We start from the raw sequence: 18507 nt of genomic DNA on the forward strand, positions 1-18507 counted from the left end.
CGGGGCGTCGCCGCGTTCCGTCGACGCCCGCCGCACGGCCGCCGCGTGATCGCCGCCCGGTCCGCGGACACGGCCCGGCATGTCCCACAATGGAACCCATGAGCATGGGACCCGACGACGAGCGCGTGGTCGAGCTGGTCGACGACGAGCTGGAGATCCTCCCCGACCAGACCACCGACGACACCGACACCGGATGGGGCGAGTGGCGCGACGACGACTCCCGGCTCCTGGACGAGCGTCCGCCGCACTGGTGATCCGCTGATCCGACCCTGACCGGCGTCCGGCGTCCTCACCACAGGAGGCCGAGCACGAACCCGGCCGCCATCACCAGGGCGAGCGCCACCATCATCCGCCAGCGGTAGCGCGGAATGCGCCTCGGCCTCGGCTTGGGCGCCGGCGCCCGCCCTTCCCGCAGCGCGCGCACCAGCTGCCGCGCCGTGGGACGGGCGGCCGGGTTCTTGTCGAGGCACCGCAGCGCCAGGTCCCGCAACGGGCCGTCCATGTCCCCCAGGTCGGGACGGCGGGACGTCACCCGCCGCATCACCGCCGCGCTCGGCCCGGTGCCGAACGGGGGACGTCCCGTGGCGGCGAACACCATCGTCGCGCCCCAGGCGAACACGTCGGCGGGCGGGCCGACCGGCTCGTCCTCGATCTGCTCGGGCGCCATGTACGCGGGCGGGCCCACGGGCCCGGCGGCGGCGCCCGCGACGGCGTCCAGCACCTGGGCCGCGGCGAAGTCGGTCACCTTGGCCCCGTCCGGGCCGAGCACCACGTCCCCCGGCGTGAAGGCGCCGTGCACGATGCCCGCCCGGTGGATCGCGGCCAGCGCGGCGGCCGTGCGCAGCGCCGTCGAGCGCAGCCGGTCCTTCGGCAGCGGCCCCTGCTCGTCGACGACCCGCTGCAGCGACGGGCCCTCGACGTGCTCGCTGACGATGTACGGGCGGTCGCCGGCGACGCCGGCGTCCAGCACCCGGGCCGTGTGCCGCCCCGCCACCTGCGACGCCGCGTCGGCCTCCTTCCGGAAGCGGGCGAGGGCCCGCTGACCGGCCGCCGCGCAGCGCAGCAGCCGGACCGCGACCGGCTCGCCCTCCGGGGCCCGGGCCAGGTAGACCACCCCCCGGGCGTCCTCGCCCAGCCGTCCCAGCAGCCGGTGGCCGCCGATGCGGCGGGGGTCGTCCGGGCGCAGCGGGCCGCGGACCCGCCGGTCGCGACGCGGCCGCGGGGCGCGCCGGTCGGGCGCTGGGGGACGGGGCGTGGTGGGCACGTCGGGCTCCGACTCGGGAGGCGTGTGGATCGCCTCATTTGTACCGTGCCGGACCCGTCCGCGCGCCCGGGCGGTCGATCTCGCCCGCTTCCGGACGCGCGCGTCCCGGACACGCCCGCGCCCCCGGCGATGCGCCGCGCGGCGGGCCGACGAGGGCGGCCGCGCCGATCAGGCCTGGCGGGAGGTGGCGGCGACGGCCAGATCCTCCAGCGCCTTGACCGCCTCGGAGGTCAGGGGCGCGTCCGCCAGCGCCTTGGCGGCCTGGTCCGCGTAGCGTTCGATCATCTCCTCGCAGGCCGCCAGGCCGCCGCTCTCCTCGATGATCGTCCGCACCCGGTCCACGCCCGCGCCGTCCAGCGCCGGGTCGCCGAGGTGCCGCTCCAGCACCTCGACCTGCGCGGGCGAGGCGCGTTCGGCGGTCAGCGCGACCAGCACCGTCCGCTTGCCCTCGCGCAGGTCGTCGCCCGCCGGCTTGCCCGTCTCGGCCGGGTCGCCGAACACGCCCAGCACGTCGTCGCGCAGCTGGAAGGCGATGCCCAGCGGCCGCCCGTAGGCGCTGAGCGCCTCCATCACCGGCAGCGGCGCCCCGGCGAGCGCGGCGCCCAGGTGCAGCGGGCGCTCGATGGTGTACTTGGCGCTCTTGTACTCCACCACGCGCAGCGCCGTCTCGACCGTGCCGCCGCGGCGCGCGCCCTCCAGCACGTCGAGGTACTGGCCGCACATCACCTCGGTGCGCATCCGGTCGTAGACGGTCCGGCCGCGGGCCAGCCGCTCCGCCTCGAGCGCGCTGGACTCGTACATCTGGCTCGACCACGCCAGGCAGAGGTCGCCGAGCAGGATCGCCGCGCCCACACCGAACGGCTCGGCGGCGCCCAGCAGGCTCTCGCGCCGGTGCAGCTCCTCGAACCGGCGGTGCACCGACGGCTGGCCGCGTCGGGTGTCGCTGGAGTCCATCACGTCATCGTGGATGAGCGCGCTGGCCTGCAGCAGCTCCAGGGAGGCGGCGGCGGTGACGATGCCCGGTTCCGTGCCGCCGCCCGCACCGCGCCACCCCCAGTAGCAGAATTGCGGGCGCAGCCGCTTGCCGCCCGCCAGCAGCGAGTCCAGCGCGTCGAGCAGCGGTGCCAGGTCGGGGCTGACCGCCAGGAGGTCCGGCCGCCGGCGGTCGACGAAGGCGAACAGCGCCTCGTCGACCTCCTTGCGGATGCGGGGCGTCATCATGTTCCTGATCGTTCCGTTCCCTGGATGATCACCTACGGACGGTGGCGAGTATTTCGCACTATGTCCGGAATTTCATCTTCCAATCGGCTTGTTTCTGAGACATCCGGGGCGGCCGCCGCCGTCCCGGCGCCGCGGGCCGCCGAACCCCAGCGCCGGTTCGACTCTCGGTCGAGAACGGGTGAAGCCGCGCGGCGGCGGATCGTGCCGCGGGGCGCCCCGCCACTAGGCTTGGAGGATGCGATCCGTACGTCCCGACCGCGCCCCCACGATTCGCGAACTGCTGGCCGACGGCGGCAAGACCTTCTCCTTCGAGTTCTTCCCCCCGAAGACCGAGCAGGGGGTGCGGAATCTGTGGCGCACGATCCGCGAGCTGGAGACGCTCCACCCGTCTTTCGTCTCGGTGACCTACGGAGCCGGCGGCGGGACCCGCGACAAGACCGTCGACATCGTCGAGCGCATCGCCACCGACACCACCCTGACCCCGGTCGCCCACTTCACCGCCGTCAACCACTCGCGCGCCGAACTGCGCCACCTGATCGGCCGGTTCGCCGCCGTCGGAGTGCGCAACATCCTGGCCCTGCGCGGCGACCCGCCCGGCGACCCGATGGGCGAGTGGGTCAAGCACCCCGACGGGGTGGAGTACGCCGCCGAGCTGGTCCGCATGATCCGCGCGTCCGGGGACTTCTGCGTGGGCGTGGCCGCCTTCCCCTACAAGCACCCGCGCTCGCCCGACATCGAGAGCGACACCCGGTACTTCGTGGCCAAGTGCCGCGCCGGCGCCGACTACGCGATCACCCAGATGTTCTTCCGCGCCGAGGACTACTTCCGGCTGCGCGACCGGGTGTCGGCGGCCGGATGCGACGTGCCGATCATCCCGGGCATCATGCCGGTCACCCAGCTGAGCACCATCGAGCGCTCCGAGCAGCTGTCGGGCGCCCCGTTCCCGCCGGAGGTCCGCGAGCGGTTCGAGGCGGTCGCGGGCGACCCGGAGGCGGTGCGGCGCCTGGGCATCGAGCACGCCGCCGAGCTGTGCGGCGAGCTGCTCGACCAGGACGCGCCCGGCATCCACTTCATCACCTTCAACAAGTCGACGGCGACCCGCGAGGTGTACGCGCTGCTGGAGCAGGCCGGCCACGTCTCCACCCGCTCGGCCGCCCGCGCCACCGCCTGACGCCCTCCCCGCGCCGACCGGGCCCGGCCCCGGCCCGGTCGGTCAGCGCCGTCGGGTCAGCGGCAGCGTGGTGCCCATGACGGCGTAGCGCGGGCCGCCGCCCGGGAACTCGAAGTCGGTGAGCAGATCGATCATGCCCACCGAGCGGTACAGGTTGCGCGCGGGGGAGTCCGGCGGGGTGTCCAGCGTGGACAGCACCGCGGTCCGCTCGGAGCGGCCCTCGCACAGCGCGTTCAGCAGCGCCCGGCCCAGGCCCTGGCCCTGGTGGTCGGGGTGCACGTGCAGCTCGGCCACCTCGAACGCGTCGTCCATCCAGGCCGCGGCGTGCTCGTCCCCTCCCGCCGCGGCCAGCGCCTGCCGCACCACGTCGTGCCACCACTGCCCGGCCCCGCCGTGGAACCCGTAGGCGAAACCGCGCACCGATCCGTTCAGGCCCGGCAGCGGTCCGCGCCGTTCGGCCACGAACGCCCGGAACCCCGCGTAGGAGGCGTGCCGCTGCATGATCGTGTACCGCCCCGGCAGCTGTTCCCGGGGAGGCCGCATCGCCGCCGCGTACACCTCGAGGATGGGGTTCAGGCGGCGCAGGAAGACGCGATGGTCGATCTCGCGCAGCTTCGGCTCCCTCACGCAATAGAGCCTAGTCTTGCCCGCCGTGCCGCCTGTGTCCGGCTCGGTGCGAACGTCTGATCAGACGGGAAGGGTCCGCTGGGTCGCGTTGAGCCGGTCGTAGATGTCCCACAGGATGCGGTCGGCGGCCTTGTGCAGGTCGGCGCGGTTGGCCTCGAGCTGCCCGCCCCACTCCCGGGCCTCCGGCCCCAGCCACGCGTCGGTGCCGCGCAGCGTCCTGACGGGGGCGTCCAAGGCCTGGCGCAGCCTGCCGATGCTGCCGTAGGCGTCCGCGTAGGCCTGGTACAGCTGCCGGTAGGCGGGGTTGGGGCGCTCGTTCGGCGACAGCTTCGCGGCCGCGGACTCGTCCAGCGGCGGCGGCAGGCTGCCGGGGGGTGGCGGGGCGGCCATGACGACCTCTCAGACGTCTCAGCGGTCTCGGCTCTCGAGCACGGGCCGGCGGTCGCCCGTCTGATCGGGGGACGCGGGGCCGGACGCGTCGCGCAGCCCCAGCGCGGCCAGCGCCTCGCGGGTCCGGTGGCTCATGTCCGCGCCGGTCAGCACCTGCACGGCGACGTCGCGGACGCCGGTGCGGTCGGCCTCGTCCAGGAGCGTGCGCAGCCACTCGGCGTCCATCGTGAGGCGGTGGCTCGCCGTGCCCAGGGAGTCCTGGACGGCCCTTAGACACGCCGTGTCGCCGTCGGCCGCCTTGAGCAGGCCGGCGACCCCGGCCGGGCCGAGCCGTTCGTACAGCTTCTCGGTGTAGTCGGGGTCGTCGGCGCCGGCCTTCAGGTGCGTCCACACCGAGTCGGGGACGGGCCTGCGATCCTGCAGCGCGGCGGCCACGGCGAGGGCGTCGGCGCGGGCCGCCTTCGCCGCGGCGCCCCGGGTGGGGAAGTCGCCGAGGTCGCCCGCGCCGTGCGGGGTCGTCTTGCGGGGAGATTTCGGCGGGACGGGACGGAACGCGTGCGGCGACCCGCCGCCTCGGGACGGCCGGCCGCCCTTGACCGCCCCGCCGTCCGGCTTGGGGACGCCCCGCGTCGCGCCGCCGCCCCCGCCGCCGGACGGCCCCGGCCGCGGGGCGGGGGCGGGAGGCGCGTTCACGCCTCCGCCCCGGTCGGGATGGGTGACCGCGAAGTTGTACCGTCGGGTCAGCATGCCGAGCTGGTCGGCCGTCCACTGCGCCACCCGGTCGGCCTGCCGGTACCCGGCGGCGGACACTCCGGGCGGGGGGCGGTGCGCGTCGAGCCAGCTCCGGATCGCCGCGGCCGCCTCCTGCATCTGCCGGAGGAGCTGGTTCAGCGCGGGCGGATCGATGCCGCGGAAGTCGGCGTCGCGCGCGGCCGGTCCGGTGCGCATCTGCGCGGTCATCGCCCCTCCCGAACGTCGTGGCTCCGGTTCCCCAGAATCACACCGCGGTCACGCGCTGTCGAGGGCCCGGCGCACCGACTCCGGATCGCGGGCCACGACCGCCTTCCCGTCGCCGGTCAGCACGATCGGACGCTGGATCAGCACCGGGTTGGCCACCATGACCTCGATCCACCGCGCCCGGTCGCGTTCCAGGTTCTTCAGGTCCAGCTCCTTGGCGATCGGCTCGTTCAGGCGCGCCACGTCCCAGGGGTCGGCGCCGATGCGCGTGAGGACCTCGTCCAGCTCCTCGGCCGTGGGCGGGTCGTCCAGGTAGCGGCGCTCGGTGTAGGAGACCCCCGCCTCGTCCAGCGCGGCCTTGGCGGCCCTGCTCTTGGAGCAGCGCGGGTTGTGCCAGATCTCGGTCGTCATTCGTCCACTCCCACGTCGGCGGGGTCGCCCCCGGTGATGCGCAGCAGTTCCTCGTACGAGGTCGGGAAGACGGTGTGCGGGTGACCGCCCGCCGCCCACACCCGGTCGTACTTGTCCAGCCAGACGTCCACGAGCGTACGGATCGGAGCGGGATGTCCCAAGGGGGCGACACCCCCGATCGGCTGCCCCGTCGCCTGCCGCACGAACTCCGGCGCGGCCCTCCGCACCTTGCGCGCCCCCACCAGGGCGGCCACCTTCTCGGTGTCGACGCGGTGCGCGCCGCTGGTCAACACCAGCAGCGGGGCGCCGTCGGCGTCGAAGACCAGGCTGTTGGCGATGGCGCCGACCTCGCACCCCAGCTGGTCCGCGGCGGCCCGGGCGGTGGGGGCGGGGTCGGGAAGCTCGATGATCTCACCGCTCGCGCCCCGTTCGCGCAGGGCCTTCGCCACTCGCTCGGCGTTTGCATGCATGACAGCACTTTAGAGTGTCGAGGAGTGCACATTGGGTGCGTTTTCCCAGGAAGGGAGGTTGATGAGGGTGCCTGCGCGGATAGCGGTGGTGCTGGCCGGCGTGGTCGCGGCGACCGGTTTCACGGCCCAGGGGGCACTGGCTGCGCCGAGCGGCTCGGCCACGACGACGACCAAGGAGGCTGCCGCCCCGGCGCAGCGTCCCACGCTCAAGCTCGGGTCCAACGGCGACGCCGTCCGGCGGCTGCAGACCCGCCTGCGGCAGCTCCACTACGACCCCGGGGCGGCCGACGGCAGGTTCGAGGCGCCCACCCAGATGGCGGTCTGGGCCTTCCAGAAGGTCAACCGCCTCAAGGTGAACGGCACCGTCGACGCCGCGGTGTGGAAGGCTCTGGACTCCCCGAAGCAGCCTCGGCCCTTGACCCCACGCCCTGAGGCCGACCGCGTCGACGTCGACCTGACCCACCAGTACGCGGTCGTCTACAAGGACGGCAGGCTCCGCCTGATCACGCACATCTCCGCGGGCTCTGGCGAACGCTTCTGCACCAAGGACCCCAAGGCCAAGGGCAAGGACCCCAAGGCCAAGGCCGAGCACTGCCGCTACGCGGTCACCCCCACCGGCGACTACCGCACCGGCCGCCGCATCACCGGCTGGCGGATCGCGCCGCTGGGACGGCTGTACAACCCGATCTACTTCAACGGCGGCATCGCGTTCCACGGCGCGCCGAGCGTGCCGAACTACCCGGCCTCGCACGGGTGCGTGCGCCTGCCCATGCACATCGCCGAGTACTTCCCGAAGATCGTCGGCACCGGCGTCGCCGTCCACGTCCGCCGTCCCGCCTGAGACGTCGGAGCCGTCGCCCTTCCGGGGCCGCGACCAGGATCCCGACCCGCGTTCGAACACGTTGACGAATCGTCACGGGGAGGGTTTACTGTGAATGCGTCGAACTGATGTTCGACGTGGTACGGGACTCGCGGACCGTGCCGAGGGCGACGGGGCGCGGCCCCAGCGCGCCGACCTGACGGTCGGCTCCGCCGGGGTCCGCAGTGCTGCCCGGGGGCGCGACCCCCGGAGCCCCCGGCCCGTCCCCGCCGGATCAGCGCGCGGTCCGGCGGGACGGACGGCCGGGCGGAGTGAGGGGAAGCGCTCCGCCCGGCCGGCCCGACCCGGAAGGAGACAGGCGATGTCCGTCACGAAGACCGCGCGGGGCGCCCGCTCCGCCGTTCACTCTTCCGTCCAGTTCGGCGACCTGCCCAGCCCGCGTCCACGCCCGCTACCGGCCCCCCGCCCGGCGCACACGGCCGCAGGGCAGCTGCACGCCGCCCGCATGGGCCTGGCCGAGGCGGCGGAGGCCACCTCGCCCGCCGTGCGCTACGTGTGCGCCCACCTGGCCGCGCTGCGCGCCGCCGCCGCGGTGCTGGCCGCCAAGGAGCCCGTGGAGACCCACCGCCGCGGCCGTCCGCGCAGCGTGTGGGTGCTGCTCCCGGAGGCCGAGCCCGCGCTGCGCGAGTGGGCCGCGTTCTTCGCCGCCGGGGCCGACAAGCGCGCCGCCGCCGAGGCGGGGCTGCCCCGCGCCGTGACCGCGCGCGAGGCCGACGAGCTGCTGCACGACGCCGAGGTGTTCGTCTCCCTCGTCGAGGACACCCTGGGCATCCCCGGCCAACCCACCCTCCCCGTCCCGGACACCCGCGCCGGCTGACGGGAGCACCCGCCGCACGGCGACCGCCGTGAGCCAGACCGCGCGATCGGCCTGAGTGCGCCTTGGGGCAGGCGACACCGTGCCGCAGGGTGACCCCACCCGCGGCCGCGCCTCCGGGGAAGCGAAGAGATGACCCGACCCGGCCTTGCCCAGCACGCCGCGCGGCTGCCGCGACCGACACCCGCTGCATGTCCTGCCTGCCGTTGGTCGCACCTCGTGCGCCGCCGCCGCACGCCGCCCGAGCCGGCCGAGATCGATCGTCTGCAGGCCCGAGTGCGCGAGCTGCGCCACGCCGTGGTCGCCGATCATGCGCCGCGCCCCGGCTTGCCTCTCGCGCGGCTATGCCCGTCGCACCTACCGGGGCCCGCACCGCACTGACCTGCCGTGCGCGCCGCGCGGCGTTCTCTTGCCCATGGGGCGGCTTGGGTGCGTCCGAGGCCGCACGCTGCCCGGAATCTATGTGCTTTGGGTGTTATGAGAGGGTTGGGGTGGGTGAGGAGGAGGAGCTGCGGCGGTGTCGGGGCGGGGCGAGCGGGCGCTGGTGCCGCTGCTGGCCTTCCTCGGCGTCATGGCCTACTCGCTGTCCATGGCGGTCGTGTCGCCGGCGCTGCCGCTCATCCAGGAGGGGCTGGGCACGAGCGCGGCGGGCGCGGCGTGGGCCCTGTCGGCGATGACGCTGTCGGCCGCCGTCGCCACGCCCGTGGTCGGCAGGCTCGGCGACCTGCTCGGCCCGCGCAGGGTGCTGCTGGCCGTGCTGGCGGTGACGACGGCGGGCATGGTCGTGGCCGCCACGGCGGCGTCGCTGCCCGCGCTGCTGACCGGCCGGGCCCTGGCCGGGATCGGCGGGGGCGTCTTCCCGCTGGCGTACGCGATCATCCGTGAGGTCGTCCCGCCCGCGCGCAGCGGCTCGGCCGTCGGGCTGATGTCGTCCATGCTCGGCGTCGGCGGGGCGGTGTCGTGGTGCGTGGCGGGACCGGTCATCGACCACCTCGGCTGGCGCTGGCTGCTGTGGCTGCCGGTGTTCGGGCTCCTGCCGGGATGGTTCGCCGCGTGGTGGATCGTTCCCGAAGGACGGCGGCGGCCCGTCGGACGGATCGACTGGTGGGGCGCGCTGCTGCTGTCCGCATGGCTGGCGGCCGGGCTGGCCGCTCTCTCCCTGGGCGCGGCCCTGCTCGCCGTGGCGGCGGTGCTGGCGGCGGCGTGGTTCGTGGTGGAGACGCGGACGCCCGAGCCGCTGATCGACCCGCGGCTGATGCGCGCGCGGGGAGTGTGGACCGCCAACGCCGCCTCGCTGCTGTCGGGCTTCGCCCTAATGGGCGGCGGCGTCCTGTTCCCCTTGCTCGTCCAGCTCCCGGCGAGCACGGGGTTCGGATTCGGGGGGAGCGCGACCCAGGCGGCCATGCTGCAGCTTCCGGGGGCGGTGGGCATGTCGGCGGCGGGGATCGTCGCGGGCATGCTGGACAGGCGCGTGGGCTCGCGGACGATCCTGCTGGCCGGAGGGATGCTCGCGGCGACGGGCCTGGGTCTCGTGAGCGTGGCGCACGACACCATGTGGCAGCTCTACGCGGGCGGCACGGTGCGCGGCATCGGCCTGGGTTTCGCCTACGCGGCCGTCGCCAACTTGGTCGTCGACGCGGTGCCCGCAGCGCACACGGGCGTGGCCACCGGGGTGAACACGCTGCTGCGGACCGTGGGGGCGTCCCTGGGAACGCAGGTGAGCGCGGTGATCGTCACGGCGTCGGTGCCGGCGGGCGGGCGGTTCCCCGCCGAGTGGGGGTTCGCCCTCGGCTTCGCCGTCAGCGCGGCCGCCATGGCGGCCGTGACGGCGCTGGCCCTGGCGGCGCCGCGGCGGTGACAACGCCCGGGGCCCGGCACGCGAGGCGCGAGGGGCTCGTCCCGCGTGCCGGGCCCCGGACGGCGGATCGAAGGGCGATCCCGGTCAGGAGGTCAGAACGCCTCGACGGCGCGCCGCGCCTCCGGGTCGAGGACGCCCCAGCCGATCAACTCCTCGGTCAGCTCCGACGGCGACTTGTCGTAGATCACCGCCAGCGAACGCAGGTCCTCCTGCCGGATGGACAGGACCTTCCCGTTGTAGTCGCCCCGCTGGCTCTGGATCGTCGCGGCGTACCGGGCGAGGGGACCGGCCTTGTCCTTCGGAAGCTGCTGCAAACGCTCGAGGTCGATCACGAGCTTGGGGGTGGGCCCGAGCGGGCTCGGCGAGGCCCCGCCGGGCAGCAACTCGGAAACCGGCACGCCGTAGAAATCGGCGAGCTCGGCCAGCTTCTGAACGGTGACGGCGCGGTCGCCCCGCTCGTACGAACCCACGACGACGGCCTTCCAGCGGCCACGGGACTTCTCTTCCACACCGTGCAGCGACAGACCCTGCTGGGTGCGGATGGCGCGCAGGCGCGCCCCAAGAGCCTTAGCGTATTCAGACGGCATGTGCGGTCCCCCAGGCTCACTTTCGTCGTCGTTGTCGGGCCCCCGGGACGGCGATTCCTCGGTGTCCCGGGGGGAGGCCCGGACCCGGAGGCTCCAATCCGCCCCGAGGGTCCGTCTCCAGGGATGGTTACGGACAGTGACGGTAAAACGGGGACGGCCCTAGGTCAAGCTGATTGGAAAAAAGCGGTCGAATCCGCAGGTCTCGATCCGGACCGTCCGGGTCGGGCCGGCCCGTCGCGCGCACCGGCCGTCTCCGGTGCCCATCTCCTTCATTCCCCCGATGTGACCGCTCTCACCAGGCAAGACGCCCGGTATCCCCGGTACATGGCAGAGAGTTGGGACTGCTACGGTGATACGGACGAGCGTCCTTTAAGACCCGTCCCGTGAGGCGGGAAAGGAGGTTTCTGCGGTGAATGCTGCCTCCCGGCGGGGAGAGCCGGTCGAGGCGCGCGTGGCGGACGGTGACCCCCGGCCCAAGGGTCCCGGACACAAGGAGTCCCGGCACAAGGCCGTTCTCGAAGGCCCCGACATCAGGCGCGCGCTCACCCGTATCGCCCACGAGATCCTCGAACGCACCAAGGGCGGCGACGACGTCGTCCTGCTCGGCATCCAGACCCGCGGCGTGACGCTGGCCCGGCGGCTGGCCGACCTGCTGGAGCGGGTGGAGGGCCGCCCCGTGCCGTGCGGCTCGCTGGACGCCACGATGTACCGCGACGACCTGCGGATGAAGCCCGCACGCGCGCTCGGCCGCACCGAGCTGCCCGCCGGCGGCGTCGACGACCGCATCGTGGTGCTGGTCGACGACGTGCTGTTCTCCGGCCGCACCGTCCGCGCCGCCCTGGACGCCCTGGGCGACCTCGGCCGTCCGCGCGCCGTGCAGCTGGCCGTGCTGGTCGACCGCGGCCACCGGCAGCTGCCGATCCGCGCCGACTACGTGGGCAAGAACCTGCCCACGTCCATGCGGGAGACCGTCAAGGTCATGCTCGCCGAGAACGACGGGCGCGACGCCGTGCTGCTCGGCCCGGCCGACGGGCGCCCGCGCCACGCCGAGGGGAGGCACGGGTGACGCGCCATCTGATCTCGGCGGCGGACCTGAGCAAGGACGACGCGCTGCTCGTCCTGGACACGGCCGAGGAGCTCGCCCGGGTCGCCCACCAGTCCATCAAGAAGCTGCCCACGCTGCGCGGACGCACGGTGGTCAACCTCTTCTTCGAGGACTCCACCCGCACCCGCATCTCGTTCGAGGCGGCCGCCAAGCGGCTGTCCGCCGATGTGATCAACTTCTCGGCCAAGGGGTCGAGCGTGTCCAAGGGGGAGAGCCTCAAGGACACCGCGCTGACGCTGGAGGCCATGGGCGCCGACTGCGTGGTCATCCGGCACAGCGCCTCCGGCGCCCCGCACCGGCTGGCCACCTGGGTCCGCGGCAGCGTCGTCAACGCGGGCGACGGCACGCACGAGCACCCCACGCAGGCGCTGCTGGACGCGTTCACGATGCGCCGCCGCCTGGGCTCCCTGGAGGGCCGCCGCGTCACGATCGTCGGCGACGTGCTGCACAGCCGGGTGGCACGCTCCAACGTGCTGCTGCTGGGCACCCTCGGCGCCGACGTCACCCTGGTCGCGCCGCCCACGCTGCTGCCGGTCGCGGTCGACACCTGGCCCTGCTCGGTGTCGTACGACCTGGACGCGGTGCTGCCCAAGAGCGACGTGGTGATGATGCTGCGGGTGCAGCGCGAGCGCATGAACGCCGCGTACTTCCCCACCGTCCGCGAGTACAGCCGCCGCTACGGCCTGGACGCCGACCGGCTCGCCCGCCTGCCGGACCACGCCATCGTCATGCACCCCGGCCCGATGAACCGCGGCGTGGAGATCGCCGCGGAGGTGGCCGACTCGCCCCGCTCCACCGTCGTCGAGCAGGTCGCCAACGGCGTCAGCGCCCGCATGGCCGTGCTCTACCTGCTGCTCGGCGGTTCCGAGCCCGCCATCGGCAAGGAGGTCGCGCCGCGATGAGCCGACCGCCGGAGCGCGGCGCCGGGACCGGCCGGCGCGGGACGGACGACACGACGAGGCGGCGCGTCGGCGCCGCCGCCGAGACGAGCGGGGGAGCACGGTGACGTCGACGGTTCTCATCAAGGACGCGCGGATCCTGGGCGGGGAGCCCGCCGACATCCTCGTCCGGGACGGCATGATCGTCGAAGTGGGGCGGGGGCTGGACGCGGCCGGCGCGCAGGTCGTCCGGGCCGACGGGCTGATCGCCCTGCCCGGCCTGGTGGACCTGCACACGCACCTGCGCGAGCCGGGCCGCGAGGACGCCGAGACCGTCGAGTCCGGCACGAAGGCCGCCGCGATGGGCGGGTACACCGCCGTGCACGCGATGGCCAACACCGACCCCGTGGCCGACACCGCGGGCGTGGTGGAGCAGGTGTGGCGCCTCGGCCGCGAGGCCGGCTACTGCGACGTGCAGCCGGTCGGCGCGGTCACCCGCGGCATCGCCGGCGAGCAGCTGGCCGAGCTGGGCGCCATGGCGGACTCGGCCGCCCGGGTGCGGGTGTTCTCCGACGACGGGCACTGCGTGTCCGACGCGGTGATCATGCGGCGGGCGCTGGAGTACGTCAAGGCGTTCGACGGCGTGATCGCCCAGCACGCCCAGGAGCCGCGGCTGACCGAGGGCGCCCAGATGAACGAGGGCGAGGTGTCCGCCCGGCTCGGGCTGCCCGGCTGGCCCGCGGTGGCCGAGGAGGCGATCGTCGCCCGGGACGTGCTGCTGGCCGAGCACGTGGGCTCGCGGGTGCACGTGTGCCACGTGTCCACCGCCGGGTCGGTCGAGATCATCCGGTGGGCCAAGAGCCGCGGCTGCCGGGTCACCGCCGAGGTCACCCCGCACCACCTGCTGCTGGACGACACCCGCGCCGAGACCTACGACCCCGTCTACAAGGTGAACCCGCCGCTGCGCACCGCCGAGGACGTGGCCGCGCTGCGGCGGGCGCTGGCCGACGGGACCATCGACTGCGTGGCCACCGACCACGCCCCGCACCCCGTGGAGGCCAAGGAGACCGAGTGGGCCGAGGCCGCCATGGGCATGATCGGCCTGGAGACGGCGCTGTCGGTCGTCCAGGAGGCCATGGTCGACACCGGGCTGCTCGACTGGGCCGGGGTGGCCGACCGCATGTCGGTCCGCCCCGCGCGCATCGGCCGCCTCACCGGGCAGGGCCGCCCGCTGGCCGCCGGTTCCCCCGCCAACATCACGCTGTACGACCCGGCGCCGCGCCGCCCGGTGGACCCCACGGCGATGACGTCCAAGAGCCGCAACACCCCCTTCGCGGGGCTGGAGCTGCCCGGATGCGTCGTCGCCACCTTCCTGCGCGGACGGCCGACCGTTCTGGAAGGGAAGCTGCAGTGACCCCACCCCCCGCAGTGCTGGTTCTGGAAGACGGCAAGACGTTCCGCGGGGAGGCGTTCGGGGCGCTCGGCGAGACCTTCGGCGAGATGGTCTTCAACACCGGGATGACCGGGTACCAGGAGACGCTCACCGACCCGTCGTACGCCCGGCAGATCGTGGCGATGACCGCCCCGCACATCGGCAACACCGGCGTCAACGGCGAGGACCCCGAGTCGGGCCGCATCCAGGTCGCCGGGTACGTGGTGCGCGAGCCCGCCCGCCTGGCGTCCAACTGGCGCGCCACCGGGTCGCTGGAGGAGGCGCTGCGCGCGCAGGGCGTGGTCGGCATCGCCATGCCGGGGACCCGCGCCCTCACCCGCCACCTGCGCGACAAGGGCGCCATGCGCGCCGGCGTCTTCAGCGGCGACGCGGCCCTCGCGCCCGAGCGCGAGCTGCTGGACAAGGTGCTGGCCGGCCCCTCCATGGTCGGCGCCGACCTGGCCCGCGAGGTGTCCACCCCCGAGCCGTACGTGGTGGCGGCGCACGGCGAGAAGCGGTTCACCGTGGCGGCCGTCGACCTGGGCATCAAGGCGATGACGCCGTACCGGATGGCGCAGCGCGGCTGCGAGGTGCACGTGCTGCCCGCGGCGAGCACCGCCGAGGACATCCTGGCGCTCGACCCGGACGGCGTGTTCTTCAGCAACGGCCCGGGCGACCCGGCCGCCGCCGACTACGCCGTGGAGGCGCTGCGCGGCGTGCTGGACGCGGGCAAGCCGTTCTTCGGCATCTGCTTCGGCAACCAGATCTTCGGTCGGGCCCTGGGCCTCGGCACCTACAAGCTGCGGTTCGGGCACCGGGGCGTCAACCAGCCCGTGCGGGACGTCAGGACGGGGAAGGTGGACATCTCCGCGCACAACCACGGATTCGCCGTGGACGCGCCGACCGACGGCCCGTTCGACACCCCGTACGGGCGCGGCGAGGTCAGCCACGTCAACCTCAACGACGGCTGCGTCGAGGGCCTGCGGCTGCTCGACTACCCGGCGTTCAGCGTCCAGTACCACCCGGAGGCGGCGGCGGGACCGCACGACGCCACCGGCCTGTTCGACCGCTTCTGCGAGCTGATGGGGGGTGCCCGCTGATGCCGCGGCGGACCGACCTGACCTCCGTCCTGGTGATCGGCTCCGGGCCGATCGTGATCGGCCAGGCGTGCGAGTTCGACTACTCCGGCACCCAGGCGTGCCGGGTGCTCAAGGCCGAGGGCCTGCGGGTGGTGCTGGTCAACAGCAACCCCGCCACGATCATGACCGACCCGGAGTTCGCCGACGCCACCTACGTCGAGCCGATCACTCCCGAGGTGGTCGAGAAGATCATCGCCAAGGAGCGGCCGGACGCGCTGCTGCCCACCCTGGGCGGGCAGACCGCGCTCAACACCGCCATGGCGCTGCACGAGTCGGGCGTGCTCGAGCGGTACGGGGTCGAGCTGATCGGCGCGGACGTGGAGGCGATCCAGGCGGGCGAGAACCGGGAGCGGTTCAAGGCCGTCGTCGACAAGGTCGCCCGCGAGCACGGGCTGAACGCCGAGTCGGCCCGCTCGGTCATCTGCCACACCATGGACGAGTGCCTGGCCGCCGCGGCCGAGCTCGGCTACCCGCTGGTGGTGCGGCCGTCGTTCACCATGGGCGGCGCCGGGTCCGGCATGGCCCACGACGAGGACGACCTGCGCCGCATCGCCGGCGCCGGGCTGGCCGCGTCCCCGACCAGCGAGGTGCTCCTGGAGGAGTCGATCCTCGGCTGGAAGGAGTACGAGCTGGAGGTGATGCGGGACGCCGCCGACAACGTCGTCATCGTGTGCTCCATCGAGAACCTGGACCCGATGGGCGTGCACACCGGCGACTCGATCACCGTGGCGCCCGCCATGACGCTCACCGACCGCGAGTACCAGAACATGCGGGACGTGGCGATCGCGGTGATCCGCGAGGTCGGGGTGGACACCGGCGGCTGCAACATCCAGTTCGCCGTGCACCCGGAGACCGGGCGCATGGTCGTCATCGAGATGAACCCGCGGGTGTCGCGGTCGTCGGCGCTGGCGTCCAAGGCCACCGGCTTCCCCATCGCCAAGATCGCCGCGCGGCTGGCCATCGGCTACACCCTCGACGAGATCCCCAACGACATCACCGCCGAGACCCCCGCCTCGTTCGAGCCGACCCTCGACTACGTGGTGGTCAAGGTGCCGCGGTTCGCGTTCGAGAAGTTCCCCGGCGCCGATCAGGCCCTCACCACCCACATGAAGTCGGTCGGCGAGGCCATGGCGATCGGCCGCTGCTTCACCGAGGCGCTGCAGAAGGCGATGCGGTCGCTGGAGCAGAAGGGCTCGTCGTTCTCCTGGGCCGGGGAGCGCGGCGACCCCGAGGAGTGGGTGCGCAAGGCGAGCCGGGCGCACGACGGGCGGCTGCACGCGGTCCAGCGGGCCCTGTGGGCGGGCGCGTCGGTCGAGCGGCTGCACGAGGCCACCGGCATCGACCCGTGGTTCCTGGACCAGATCGCCGCGATCAACGAGGTGGCCGAGGAGATCCGCACCGCCGAGGACGCGCTGACCCGCGACAAGCTGCTGCGGGCCAAGCGGCACGGCTTCTCCGACGCCCAGATCGGCGAGCTGCGCGGCCTGTCGGAGGAGGTGGTGCGGGAGCTGCGGCACGCCCTCGGCGTCCGCCCCGTCTACCTGACCGTCGACACCTGCGCCGCCGAGTTCGCCGCCCGCACCCCCTACCTGTACTCCTCCTACGACGAGGAGACCGAGGTGCCGCCCGGCACCAGGCCCAAGGTCATCATCCTGGGCTCCGGGCCGAACCGCATCGGGCAGGGCGTCGAGTTCGACTACTCCTGCGTGCACGCCTCGTTCACGCTCGCCGAGGCGGGCTACGAGACCGTCATGGTCAACTGCAACCCGGAGACCGTCTCCACCGACTACGACACCTCCCACCGGCTGTACTTCGAGCCGCTGACGCTGGAGGACGTGCTGGAGGTGGTGCACGCCGAGCAGAAGACCGGCGAGGTCGCCGGGGTGATCGTCCAGTTCGGCGGGCAGACCCCGCTGCGGCTGGCGCAGCAGCTGAAGGACGCGGGGGTGCCGATCGTCGGGACCTCGCCGGAGAGCATCCACCTGGCCGAGGACCGCGGGGCGTTCGGCCGGGTGCTGCAGCGCGCCGGGCTGATCGCGCCCAAGCACGGCACCGCCACCTCCTTCGAGGAGGCCCGCGAGATCGCCCACGAGATCGGCTACCCGGTGCTGGTGCGGCCCTCGTACGTGCTGGGCGGCCGCGGCATGGAGATCGTCTACGACGACGCCACGCTGGAGTCGTACCTGGAGATGCAGAGCCGGGGCGGCCTGCTGGAGCACCCGGTGCTCGTCGACCGGTTCCTCGACGAGGCCATCGAGGTCGACGTGGACGCGCTGTTCGACGGCGAGGAGCTGTACCTCGGCGGCGTCATGGAGCACATCGAGGAGGCCGGCATCCACTCCGGCGACTCGGCGTGCGCGCTGCCGCCGATCACCCTCGGCCACGACGACCTGCGCCGCATCCGGGAGGCCACCGAGGCCCTCGCCCGCGGCATCGGCGTGCGCGGCCTGATCAACGTCCAGTACGCCCTGGCGGCCGGCGTGCTGTACGTGCTGGAGGCCAACCCGCGCGCCTCCCGCACCGTGCCGTTCGTGTCCAAGGCGACGGCGGTGCCGCTGGCCAAGGCCGCCGCCCGCGTCATGCTCGGCGCCTCCATCGCCGAGCTGCGCCGCGAGGGGCTGCTGCCGGAGTCGGGCGACGGCGGGTCGCTGCCGCTGGACGCGCCGATCGCGGTCAAGGAGGCGGTGCTGCCGTTCAACCGGTTCCGCACCCCCGAGGGGCAGGGCGTGGACACCGTGCTGGGCCCCGAGATGCGCTCCACCGGCGAGGTCATGGGCATCGACGAGGGGTTCGGCACCGCCTACGCCAAGTCCCAGCAGGCCGCCTACGGCGCGTCCCTGCCGACCAAGGGCCGGGCGTTCGTGTCGGTGGCCAACCGGGACAAGCGGCACATGATCTTCCCCGTCAAGCGCCTTGCTGACCTCGGCTTTGAGATTCTTGCCACGGAGGGGACCGCGCAGGTCCTGCGCCGCAACGGCGTGCATGCCAAGATCGTGCGCAAGCACAGCGACGGCCCGGGACCCGACGGCGAGCCCACCATCGTGCGGCGCGTCCTCGACGGCGAGGTGGACCTCATCGTCAATACTCCCTTCGGCAGCCCCGGACAGTCCGGGCCCCGGCTCGACGGCTACGAGATCCGTACCGCGGCCGTGCTGCGCGGCGTGCCGTGCGTGACCACGGTGCAGGGACTGGCCGCGGCCGTGCAGGGCATCGAGGCCATCGTCGGCGGTCAGGTCGGCGTGCGCTCTCTGCAGGAGCACGCCGAGCGCCTGCGCGGCGCGCACGGCGCGGGACCCGCCTGAC

18 protein-coding genes are annotated in these 18507 nt (G+C 73.8%); 10 read left to right on the forward strand and 8 right to left on the reverse strand.

From position 1 onward, the window contains the following. Positions 1–98: 98 nt before the first annotated feature. On the forward strand, positions 99–254 hold the full coding sequence (locus tag AR3_RS31240; RefSeq protein ID WP_169803873.1) for a hypothetical protein: 156 nt from the start codon (positions 99–101) through the stop codon (positions 252–254). 35 nt (positions 255–289) lie between these two features. Here AR3_RS31240 and AR3_RS22565 read toward each other — a convergent pair whose 3' ends face one another. Then, positions 290–1264, reverse strand: a complete 975-nt coding sequence (locus AR3_RS22565) for a serine/threonine-protein kinase (RefSeq protein WP_067916553.1) — start codon at positions 1262–1264, stop codon at positions 290–292. A gap of 168 nt (positions 1265–1432) precedes the next feature. Further along, positions 1433–2485, reverse strand: a complete 1053-nt coding sequence (locus AR3_RS22570; RefSeq protein ID WP_067916555.1) for a polyprenyl synthetase family protein — start codon at positions 2483–2485, stop codon at positions 1433–1435. Between the two features lie 235 nt (positions 2486–2720). Between AR3_RS22570 and metF the strand changes: the two genes are divergently transcribed. Beyond that, the gene (metF, locus tag AR3_RS22575; protein ID WP_067916557.1) at positions 2721–3656 is read left to right on the forward strand and encodes a methylenetetrahydrofolate reductase [NAD(P)H]; all 936 of its coding nucleotides are present in this window, start codon (positions 2721–2723) and stop codon (positions 3654–3656) included. Between the two features lie 42 nt (positions 3657–3698). Here metF and AR3_RS22580 read toward each other — a convergent pair whose 3' ends face one another. The 5 genes from AR3_RS22580 to AR3_RS22600 are packed head-to-tail and all read right to left on the reverse strand — an operon-like array spanning position 3699 to position 6511. Beyond that, positions 3699–4283 carry a GNAT family N-acetyltransferase gene (locus AR3_RS22580; protein WP_067916559.1) on the reverse strand — a complete coding sequence of 195 codons (585 nt, stop codon included), beginning with the start codon at positions 4281–4283 and terminating at the stop codon, positions 3699–3701. Between the two features lie 60 nt (positions 4284–4343). Then, entirely contained in the window at positions 4344–4673 is a 330-nt protein-coding gene (locus AR3_RS22585) for a hypothetical protein (RefSeq protein WP_067916561.1), read from the reverse strand. 18 nt (positions 4674–4691) lie between these two features. Next, a complete protein-coding gene (locus AR3_RS22590) occupies positions 4692–5633 on the reverse strand; it encodes a hypothetical protein (RefSeq protein ID WP_067916564.1) in 942 nt (313 codons plus the stop codon). Between the two features lie 48 nt (positions 5634–5681). Continuing rightward, complete coding sequence (locus tag AR3_RS22595) at positions 5682–6041, reverse strand: arsenate reductase family protein (protein WP_067916566.1); 360 nt, start codon at positions 6039–6041, stop codon at positions 5682–5684. Beyond that, entirely contained in the window at positions 6038–6511 is a 474-nt protein-coding gene (locus tag AR3_RS22600) for a YbaK/EbsC family protein (protein WP_067916568.1), read from the reverse strand. The genes AR3_RS22595 and AR3_RS22600 overlap by 4 nt, the downstream gene beginning before the upstream one ends. 61 nt (positions 6512–6572) lie before the next feature. Between AR3_RS22600 and AR3_RS22605 the strand changes: the two genes are divergently transcribed. The 3 genes from AR3_RS22605 (at position 6573) to AR3_RS22615 (ending at position 10063) form a co-directional block, all read left to right on the forward strand. Then, on the forward strand, positions 6573–7352 hold the full coding sequence (locus AR3_RS22605; RefSeq protein WP_067916570.1) for a L,D-transpeptidase family protein: 780 nt from the start codon (positions 6573–6575) through the stop codon (positions 7350–7352). 340 nt (positions 7353–7692) lie between these two features. Further along, complete coding sequence (locus AR3_RS22610; protein WP_227023013.1) at positions 7693–8208, forward strand: SAV_6107 family HEPN domain-containing protein; 516 nt, start codon at positions 7693–7695, stop codon at positions 8206–8208. A 514-nt stretch (positions 8209–8722) separates the two neighbouring features. After that, positions 8723–10063 (forward strand): MFS transporter, encoded by a 1341-nt coding sequence (locus tag AR3_RS22615; protein ID WP_067916572.1) that lies wholly within the window; start codon positions 8723–8725, stop codon positions 10061–10063. A 92-nt stretch (positions 10064–10155) separates the two neighbouring features. On the opposite strand, the gene bldD is transcribed toward AR3_RS22615, so the two are convergent. Then, the gene (gene bldD / locus AR3_RS22620; RefSeq protein WP_067916575.1) at positions 10156–10650 is read right to left on the reverse strand and encodes a transcriptional regulator BldD; all 495 of its coding nucleotides are present in this window, start codon (positions 10648–10650) and stop codon (positions 10156–10158) included. 451 nt (positions 10651–11101) lie between these two features. Here bldD and pyrR point away from each other — a divergent pair, with 451 nt between their 5' ends. The 5 genes from pyrR (at position 11102) to carB (ending at position 18506) form a co-directional block, all read left to right on the forward strand. Then, positions 11102–11716 (forward strand): bifunctional pyr operon transcriptional regulator/uracil phosphoribosyltransferase PyrR, encoded by a 615-nt coding sequence (gene pyrR, locus AR3_RS22625; RefSeq protein WP_067916576.1) that lies wholly within the window; start codon positions 11102–11104, stop codon positions 11714–11716. After that, a complete protein-coding gene (locus AR3_RS22630; protein WP_067916577.1) occupies positions 11713–12657 on the forward strand; it encodes an aspartate carbamoyltransferase catalytic subunit in 945 nt (314 codons plus the stop codon). The genes pyrR and AR3_RS22630 overlap by 4 nt, the downstream gene beginning before the upstream one ends. Positions 12658–12757: 100 nt before the next feature. Continuing rightward, positions 12758–14047 carry a dihydroorotase gene (locus AR3_RS22635; protein WP_067916581.1) on the forward strand — a complete coding sequence of 430 codons (1290 nt, stop codon included), beginning with the start codon at positions 12758–12760 and terminating at the stop codon, positions 14045–14047. Further along, the gene (gene carA / locus AR3_RS22640) at positions 14044–15165 is read left to right on the forward strand and encodes a glutamine-hydrolyzing carbamoyl-phosphate synthase small subunit (RefSeq protein WP_067916583.1); all 1122 of its coding nucleotides are present in this window, start codon (positions 14044–14046) and stop codon (positions 15163–15165) included. The genes AR3_RS22635 and carA overlap by 4 nt, the downstream gene beginning before the upstream one ends. Further along, entirely contained in the window at positions 15165–18506 is a 3342-nt protein-coding gene (gene carB, locus AR3_RS22645) for a carbamoyl-phosphate synthase large subunit (RefSeq protein ID WP_067916585.1), read from the forward strand. Before carA ends, carB begins: the two co-directional genes overlap by 1 nt. The last annotated feature ends 1 nt before the right edge of the window (position 18507 follow it).

Origin of the sequence: Actinomadura rubrobrunea NBRC 15275, from assembly GCF_001552235.1 — a bacterium.
GTDB classification, from domain to species: Bacteria; Actinomycetota; Actinomycetes; order Streptosporangiales; family Streptosporangiaceae; genus Spirillospora; species Spirillospora viridilutea.